The organism is Blautia sp. AF14-40 (assembly GCF_003479665.1).
In the GTDB taxonomy this organism is placed as follows: Bacteria; Bacillota; Clostridia; order Lachnospirales; family Lachnospiraceae; genus Fusicatenibacter; species Fusicatenibacter saccharivorans.
In genome coordinates this window covers 1-7,851 of the sequence record NZ_QUHK01000051.1, presented here as the reverse complement: position 1 = coordinate 7,851, position 7,851 = coordinate 1, and the positions used below count along the sequence as shown (strand labels likewise).

6 protein-coding genes and 2 pseudogenes are annotated in these 7,851 nt (G+C 49.1%); 3 read left to right on the top strand and 5 right to left on the bottom strand.

Going from position 1 to position 7,851, the window contains the following annotated elements; all coding sequences use genetic code 11:
* The 3 genes from DWW13_RS17250 to DWW13_RS17240 all read left to right on the top strand — a co-directional run.
* On the top strand, positions 1-1,245 hold a 1,245-nt coding region (locus DWW13_RS17250; RefSeq protein ID WP_118720695.1), incomplete at its 5' end, for a relaxase/mobilization nuclease domain-containing protein.
* A gap of 60 nt (positions 1,246-1,305) precedes the next feature.
* A complete protein-coding gene (locus tag DWW13_RS17245; protein WP_015529202.1) occupies positions 1,306-1,575 on the top strand; it encodes a helix-turn-helix domain-containing protein in 270 nt (89 codons plus the stop codon).
* Positions 1,576-1,621: 46 nt separating this feature from the next.
* On the top strand, positions 1,622-1,915 hold the full coding sequence (locus DWW13_RS17240) for a hypothetical protein (protein WP_025579757.1): 294 nt from the start codon (positions 1,622-1,624) through the stop codon (positions 1,913-1,915).
* Between the two features lie 144 nt (positions 1,916-2,059).
* Here the strand turns inward: DWW13_RS17240 and DWW13_RS17235 are convergent, their stop codons facing one another.
* The 5 genes and pseudogenes from DWW13_RS17235 to DWW13_RS17215 all read right to left on the bottom strand — a co-directional run.
* Positions 2,060-2,425 carry a cysteine-rich VLP domain-containing protein gene (locus tag DWW13_RS17235; protein WP_005933796.1) on the bottom strand — a complete coding sequence of 122 codons (366 nt, stop codon included), beginning with the start codon at positions 2,423-2,425 and terminating at the stop codon, positions 2,060-2,062.
* Positions 2,422-2,634 (bottom strand): annotated as a pseudogene (locus tag DWW13_RS17230) (transposon-transfer assisting family protein). Before DWW13_RS17230 ends, DWW13_RS17235 begins: the two are co-directional and overlap by 4 nt.
* Positions 2,631-3,575: a hypothetical protein gene (locus DWW13_RS17225; protein ID WP_015529204.1), complete on the bottom strand. Its 945-nt coding sequence runs from the start codon at positions 3,573-3,575 to the stop codon at positions 2,631-2,633. Before DWW13_RS17225 ends, DWW13_RS17230 begins: the two are co-directional and overlap by 4 nt.
* 3 nt (positions 3,576-3,578) lie before the next feature.
* Positions 3,579-7,451, bottom strand: coding sequence for an antirestriction protein ArdA (locus DWW13_RS17220; protein ID WP_118720693.1), 3,873 nt, complete (start codon positions 7,449-7,451; stop codon positions 3,579-3,581).
* A 217-nt stretch (positions 7,452-7,668) separates the two neighbouring features.
* Positions 7,669-7,851 (bottom strand): annotated as a pseudogene (locus DWW13_RS17215) (DNA topoisomerase III); the annotation flags it as partial.

Below are 7,851 nucleotides of genomic sequence, written 5' to 3'. Positions count from 1 at the left end.
GGGTGCAGCTATGAAACGGCAGATATTGAGTTTGAATATACTTTGTCGCAGGCTCGGCAGAAAGGGAACAACTTAGCCTTTCATCTGATACAATCGTTTGAACCGGGAGAGGTGGACTGTGAGAAAGCCCACACAATCGGAAAACAGCTTGCCGACGCGGTAACAAAGGGACAGCATGAATACGTCTTGACTACCCACATAGACAAAGGGCATATCCATAACCATATCATTTTTTGTGCGGTCAACTTTGTTGACTACCATAAGTACAATTCCAATAGGCGCAGTTACTACGGCATACGGAACATAAGTGATAAGCTGTGCAGGGAAAACGGGCTGTCCGTTGTCATTCCGGGTAAAGGCAGTAAGGGAAAAAGCTATGCAGAATATCAAGCGGAAAAGACGGGAACAAGTTGGAAAGGCAAGCTAAAAATTGCCGTTGATACACTTATCCCCCAAGTAGCAAGTTTTGAAGAATTATTGCAGCGGTTACAGGCGGCGGGCTATGAGATAAAACCGGGAAAATATATCTCCTGCCGCGCTCCCGGACAGGAACGCTTTACCCGCTTAAAAACCCTCGGTGCAGATTATACAGAGGAAGCAATCAAAGAACGGATTGCAGGCAAGCGCACAAAGGCAGCGAAAGCTCCCAAAGAGCAGCGCGGCGTATCGCTGCTTATCGACATTGAAAGTAGTATCAAGGCACAAGAGAGCCGGGGCTATGAACAGTGGGCGAAAATCCATAATCTGAAACTGGCTGCAAAAACTATGAATTTCTTGACAGAACACAAGATTGAGCAGTACGCGGATTTAGTCAGCCGGATTGAAGAAATAAATGCGGAAAATGAAAAGACAGCAGACGCATTAAAGAGCGTGGAGAAACGTCTTGCAGACATGGCGGTGCTGATGAAGCACGTTACCACCTACCAAAAAACAAAAACCGTCTATGAAGCATACCGCAGGGCAAAGGATAAGGACACATACCGGGCAAAGCAGGAAAGCAGTCTGATACTCCATGAAGCGGCGGCAAAGGCATTGAAAGCGGCGGGCGTTACCAAGCTCCCCAATCTTGCCGCCATGCAGGAAGAATACGGGAAGCTCCAAGCGCAGAAAGAAGCCCTTTACACTGATTATGGCAAGCTGAAAAAACAGGTCAAGGAATACGACGTTATCAAACAGAACATAGACAGTATTTTAAGACTGGAAAAAGAACCGGAACGGGGCAGGGAAACCGAACGCTTACAGTAGAAATATCTATAAAAGCGTGGTAGGATAAAGGTATTCCAATATAGACAGGAGCGTGAAAACATGGCAGACCAAACGATACCCGATTATGAAACCATAAGCGCCGCCGTTACCGGAGAAACATGGGCGGTGGAAAAGGTGCTTATGTGCTACAAGGACGAAATCGACAGGCAGGCAACTGTAAAGAAACGTCAGCCGGACGGAACATTCAAACTGGAAATTGATGAAGATATGCGCCAGTATATCACAATGAAGCTGATAGAAGCCCTCCCCCAGTTTCCCCTTGAAGAAATGGAAAGAGAGGAAAAAAGAAATCGGGACAAAAAATCATAAAAAGGTAGACGGGAAGCTGCTGCGGACAGATAAGCAGTTCCGGCATTTGAAGCAACGGCAGAAAGAAACTATCAGTACATGGCTTTATGAGGAATACCGCCGTCTTTGGATAGAAAAGGGACAGGAGCCGCATAAGTACAACAACCGGGAAATCGTTGCCGCTGTTATGGAACGGATAGAAGCTGCGGGGATATGGCTGCCGGAACAGGAAGTAACAAAATATTTTTACCGCAGGAAAACCCATTACCGGAACCGGATAGAAAAAGAATTACAGCCGAAGCCGGAAATGCAGGATAAAGACAGTCAGACACAAAAAGAACAGGGCGCAGGAAGCCAGTAATGACCTCCCGCACCCTGTTCTTTTATAGGTACTGATTTTAAAATGTTACGCAGTAGAACCCCCATTTTAAGGGAAAAGGTATTCTGTATCGCCTATGCCAGTTTCACGTCATTTATGCCCTGTAAATCAAGGCTTTTTTTGCCCTTATCGCGTAACCGCCGCACGCCGTTTCCTCATGCGCTCGGCTGCCTGTCTGCGGGTAATCCGCTTCCGGCAGTCCGGGCAGTATTTGACGCTGTTCGATTTTGATACAAAGAACGTGCCGCACTCGGTACAACGCTTTTTGTCCTCTGTCTTGAAAAGCTCTGCATACAGTAGCTTATCAAGAGGAAGTACGGCAATTTGAAACCACTTGCATAAAAGCGAACAGGAAATGAGCTGCGGGCAGACACATTCCTCCCCGTCGTCCAGTAAGATACAGTGTCCGCGCTCGCAGTTGCAGCACTCCTTTTTTACAAGGCTGTTGACTTTTCGGCTCTGTGGCGGCGTAAGCCGCTTACCCCCGGTCATACTTCATCAGCGGCGAAAATGGCAAGCTCCGCATACTCGTTTTCTGTTAGCGGGGAAATTTTCTGTAAGGTGCGTTCTGCAAAGGGGCGCATATCCTCGTCCATGAACGGCAGCGCAGCCGTCATATTTTCCATAAGCTATGCTTTGCTTCCCTCATGGTAAATACTCAACAGGTTCATTTCTTCAACGGTCAGTCTAATCATGCTCATACCTCCAATTCGTGATGTTTTGATTTTGCTGTCTTTTTCGGGACTTTTGGGGATTTTTCTGTTTGTAACTGCGCCCGGACAGAGGGAGGGGACTGTTTCATCTCTTTCTTCCTCTCGCTTTTATCTATCAGCGCATAAACGCCATGCCTGCCCTCCAACGTAGATAAGGAAAGGCTTTTGTAAGGGAGCATGGAAAGCAGCCGTTCCATATCCTTATCCGTTGCCAGTGGAACAAAGTAGGGAGAAAGTTCTACCGCACAATGGGTCTTTTCGGGGCTGTCCGGTTCTCCAAGCCCTTTTACATTTTCCACAATCCGGCGGGCTTCTATTTCAATCTGTCTATCATGCAGGGCGGCGATATGTAACTGAAAATCCCTCTGCGTATGAGGTGTTCGTTTTTTCTGCTGTTCCCTCAAAAGGCTTTTTAAGGCTTCCGGGTCGTTTGGCTGTGCTTCAAAACGTATAAACTTTCCAAGTTGCGGGTCAGTGTCCCCGTCAAAATATTGTCCGGCAGGCTTTGTCAGCTCCCCATGCTCATAAATCAGCGTGTAGTTGTCGGCAGGGATTGATTTTTCGATTACTTCCCGGAAATGCTGCAAATAATCCAGTTCATAAAGATTGCCCTTGATTTTTTCCTGCTCTGTGCCTGTCAGTTCCACCGCATAGGCAAGGATAGTATCGCGGGTCTGTTCCCCGTAAAACCGCCATGTATTATGCTGCCTTGTGTCCTTTAGAAAAACGTCCCGTTCCCGGAAGCAGCACGTCCCGGACGGGCGGGAAAACCACAAAAGCCGTTTGTCCTCCGGGATAAGGCTTACCGCCGCTTTCCGCAAAATCTGTTTGTCTATGTCAAAATCGCTCTGATAAAAAGCGGTGTTCTGTTTCATTATGGCTTCAAGGGAAGCAATAACGTCCACATTTTCAAATTTTTGTAACTTCATAGGTCAGCTCCTTTCCAAATCCTGTGTTTTCTGTCTTGCCTGTTTCTTCGGTGCCTGTTCTTTCGCTGCTTTAAGCTGCGCCCGGATAGAGGACTTTTTCTCCGGCTCTGCCTGTTTCTTTTCTGCTTTGAGGGCTTCGGCGTATTCTGCAAGGGAAATCTGTCCTCCGGCTTTTGCTTTTTCTTCCAGTTCCGTAGCGGTCGGGGTGTTGTTTATCTGCCCGTCAATCATGTTGTAATTCTGCTCGGTGGTCTGTTCGGCAGCTTTCAGATAATTTTCCGGCTGCAAAAACTCCGGCACGTCCTTATAACCGAAGCTGTCTACATAGTGGGCGGTGTCCTGTCCGTTCTGATGAAGTACCACCACGTCGGAAACGGAAAGGCTGTGTCCCTTAAAATCTTTCGGGTGGTCGATATTAAAGCGGGCGTAAATATCTTCAAGGGAAGTCCCCGGTGTAAGCTCTGCGGAATAGACAAGGGCATAGTTTTTTGGGTCTACCCTGTGTCCTGTGACAATCAGACGGTCGTAAGGCTCAAAACGCAAGTCCCTTGTTTCGTCCCCACCTTTTATCTGATAAATGGAAAAGGTGTCTTTATCCTGTGGGGCTTCCTGCTCCGGCTGCCCTTGTGCGAATTGTTCCTGTGCAGCTACCTTTTGCGCCCGGATATGCGCCCGCTGTAACTCGGTAGGCTTTTCCCCGGTAAGAGGTGCAATCGCCTTGACATAATCAGCCGCATAATAGGCGTTACTGGTAAGCTGCCGCTGCCATGCCCCGGCTTTTGGCGACCAACGGAAGCCGTTGCTTTTTAAGGCTTCCCGCGTAGCTTCGTCCGGCTTATCCTCAAAGAAGATTTGCAGACGGTTCGCTTCGGTGTTTGCTTCCACCTTGCCGCCGTCGAATTCCCAACCCACAAAACCGATTTCTTTTTGCTGTGAAAGGGATTTGATACGGTCTTTCACGCGCCGGATTTCCGCGCTGTTGTTGGATAACGCCCAAGTCGCAAAGGGCTTGTCCCCCAAATGCCAACTGCTCGCCATGTCCGCTTTTAATTTTTCAAGCTGTTCCGGCAACAAATGCGGGCAGCCGTCAAGGGTCTTGTGCTTACGGTAATAGGCGTTTACGGCTTTCATGGTTTCCTGTGATTTTTCAAGGCTTTCCAGTTTCTTTTCTAACTTCTGTACTGCCTGCGGGTCGTCTGCACTGATACCGCCCATGCCGGTACTGCGGATTTTATCAAGAAGTCCTTGTATGTCCTGCCATTCCCGGTAATTGCTGTCGCGGGCTGCGTTCTGCTTTTCTTTCTTCCTTGTGGGGAAGTTAGAGCCGCCCGCAATGAGGATAGAGGGAACACGCGCGTCAATCTCATAGCCTTTGTTCATGTTCGCCGCCAGTTTCCGGGCGTAGGTGTCAAGCAGGCTGTCGATTTTCTCATGGTACATCGGGTCTACCCGCTGTTTCTGCCTTTCTGCAAGCTGTACGGCTTCATCTACATAGTGCCTGTATTCAGCCGTCGCGCTGCCTTGCTTATAATCGGAAAAACTGTTTGCGTCCTTTGCACGTTTGGCGGCAGCTTCGTTGATTGTGTAATAAGGTGCGGCGGGTGCAGCTTGTTCCGGCTGTGGTGCTTCGCTGCTTGCGCCTGTATCAGCTTCCGGCTCGGTCTGTGCTTCTTTTTCCTGTACCGGGGCTGTTTCTTCGGGAAGCTCCGGCGCGGCTGCTTCTGCTTCGGGCTGTATGGTAGCTTCCTGTGGGGTCTGTGCCTGTTCGGTGGTCTGTTCCTTATCCTGTGCCTTTTGGATTTCTGCAAAATGTCCGTCTATGGTATCAATCAGACTTGCGGCGGTGCTGCGGATTGTTTCAAGAGAGCCTTTCAGTTCTGCAAGTTCTTTTCCGCTGCTCCACCCGGCGATATATCCAAAGGAATAGTCCGACGTATCAAGCCCGTAGTGTTGGCAAACGGCATAGGCGACGCTTTCTGCCTGTACCTCGCGGGTGCGGCGGTCGGGACGTTCCGGCGCGTCTTTGTCTATGTCATGGAGTGTCGCATGGGCAATTTCATGGATAGCGGTCTTGATATTCTCCAATTCGTCCATGCCCTCGTTGATGAGAATACACTTTTCCTCATAATTGCAGCGTCCTTTTATACTGCCGCTTAGTGCTTCAAATCCCATAGCAAAGGGGGAAGTTTTTTCAAGGGCAGCGAAAAAATCCTGATACTGTTCCACGTCGCCCGTAAGCTCCTTTATCCCAAGGTCGGGCAACTCCTTACCCTCGGTCTGCGACACGTCAAAAACAGATACCACACGAAAGGCGGGGATTTGGATTTCCTTTTCCTCGGTAACGGCTTTCCCGTTCTTATCGAAAACAGGCTTTTGCGTGTCCGGGTCGATTTTTTCCACCTGTTTCTTAACGGTAAAGGGCGCGGGCGCAATTATCTTGATAGCTTTTTCCCCCGGCTTTACATGGCGGTCAAATTCCTTTTCCCATTGTTTATAGCCTTTTACAAGGTTGCCGCCCTGCATGGCGATAAGGATTGTATTGTTTAGGCTGTAATCATGGAATTTAGACATAGTACGCAGATAGTCGGCGTAACGGTCGCTTTCATAAATCCCCAAAATGCCCTGTTCCAGTCGGTCGGTAATCTCTTTCATTTTGTTGGCGGGCTTTTCGGAAGATAGGATAATCGGGAGAACCGGGGGCTGCTCTGTGGCAGTGGTCGGTATGGCTGCGGCAGCGTCAAGGTCTGCCTGTTCCTTTTCCTGTACTGGCGGCTGCGGTGTTACCCGATATTCCTCCGGCACGTCCCGTCCGTCATACCACTGTGTAAAGGTGTTGCGGTTGTTGTAGATATATCCCTGCTCGGTAAATCTGCCCCCGTCATTGATAGCAGCGTCCCGCCCGTATTCCTCATAGAGAAAATAGTTTTTTGCTTCTTCCGGCAGCTCCAACTCGTCCAGTTCTTCAATCAGATAATGCCCGTAATCTTCCTCGGTTTTTACGGACGGATAAATCCAGTAACAGTCAAGATTTTGTGCAAGGTTTATAATGTCCTGCAAGTCCCTTGTATGGTCGCCGTATGTGATAGCCGCAGCAAATTTTTCCCGGTCGTCGTCAAACTGCATTTTCAAAAGCTCGCCCAAATAGTTCAGTTCGTCAAGGCTTTCAAGCTCGGTCAATTTCCCTGCCAGTCCCGGAATAGAGGACTGATATTCTGTGATGTGCAGCTCCCCGTAGTTTTTGCCGTCTATCCCGATACGGTCAAAGACTTCTTTCAAATGTTCAGCAGTTGTGGGGAATGATACCCATTCGCCCGCAGGTCTGCCCTCGGTGTACTTTCCAAGATTAGAAAGATACCCGCTTAAAATCGTTTCTTCCATGCGCTCACTCCTTTCTTTCTCAATCATGCGGTGCATAAGCTCGTAGTCCTCCATGCTCATGCTCCCGTCAAATAGATAGGGGTCGGGTTCTTCGCCGCCCCGGTAGGCTTTTTCAGAAAAAGGCAGCCCCGCAGCGTGGGCGGCGGCTCTTGCTTCCTCGATAAGCTCCGGCGGCAGCCTGTCGTCGTGGGCTTCGATAAATTCCCCGATATTGCTATATCCGTTTTCGTAGTGGCGGCGCACCCCGGCGGTCAGTTCGTCAAGGTTCCTGTCCTCGCCAAGATAGCCGGAATAATAGCCGTTTACCACAACGGCGGCAGGGTCAGCCTGTTTGATTTCTTCCATGCGGCTTCTGTCCTCCGGGTAGAGAGTATCGCCCATTTCAAGGTGGAAATATTCCGCGTTCCAAGAACGTCCCGTTTTCCAAAACGCCACCCAAGCGATACCGTCCCTTAATTCTTCTTGATAGTCTTTTACGGTGTCCCGTAAATTTGCCATGTGTAACCTCCTTTCCCAAAGGCAGCGCGGACGCTGCGCTTTCCAGTTTCATCATTCAGTACCCCGCGCCCGCGTTTTTGCCAAAGAGTTTAGATATTTTTTCAAGATTTCAGAGGGTTTGGGAAACTTCCCAACAAGCAAAAATCCCCGCCGTTCTCGGTAGAGAAAGCAGGAATTTTACGGAAAAGGGTACTCTTTTCCTATGCTTGCTATTCAGTTATTTTTTCTTCGGAAGCTCCACCCGGTAGTTGACATATTTCCCGCCCGTATCAGCCAATACGATAGTTCCGTCGTAGGTCTTGCCCGTCTTTGGGGAATAGAGCTTTTTCACATTTACCTTGCCGGATTGTAAGAGCGCGGCGGCAATCTTCGGGGTAAAGGTTACTTTTCGTTCTTCAAA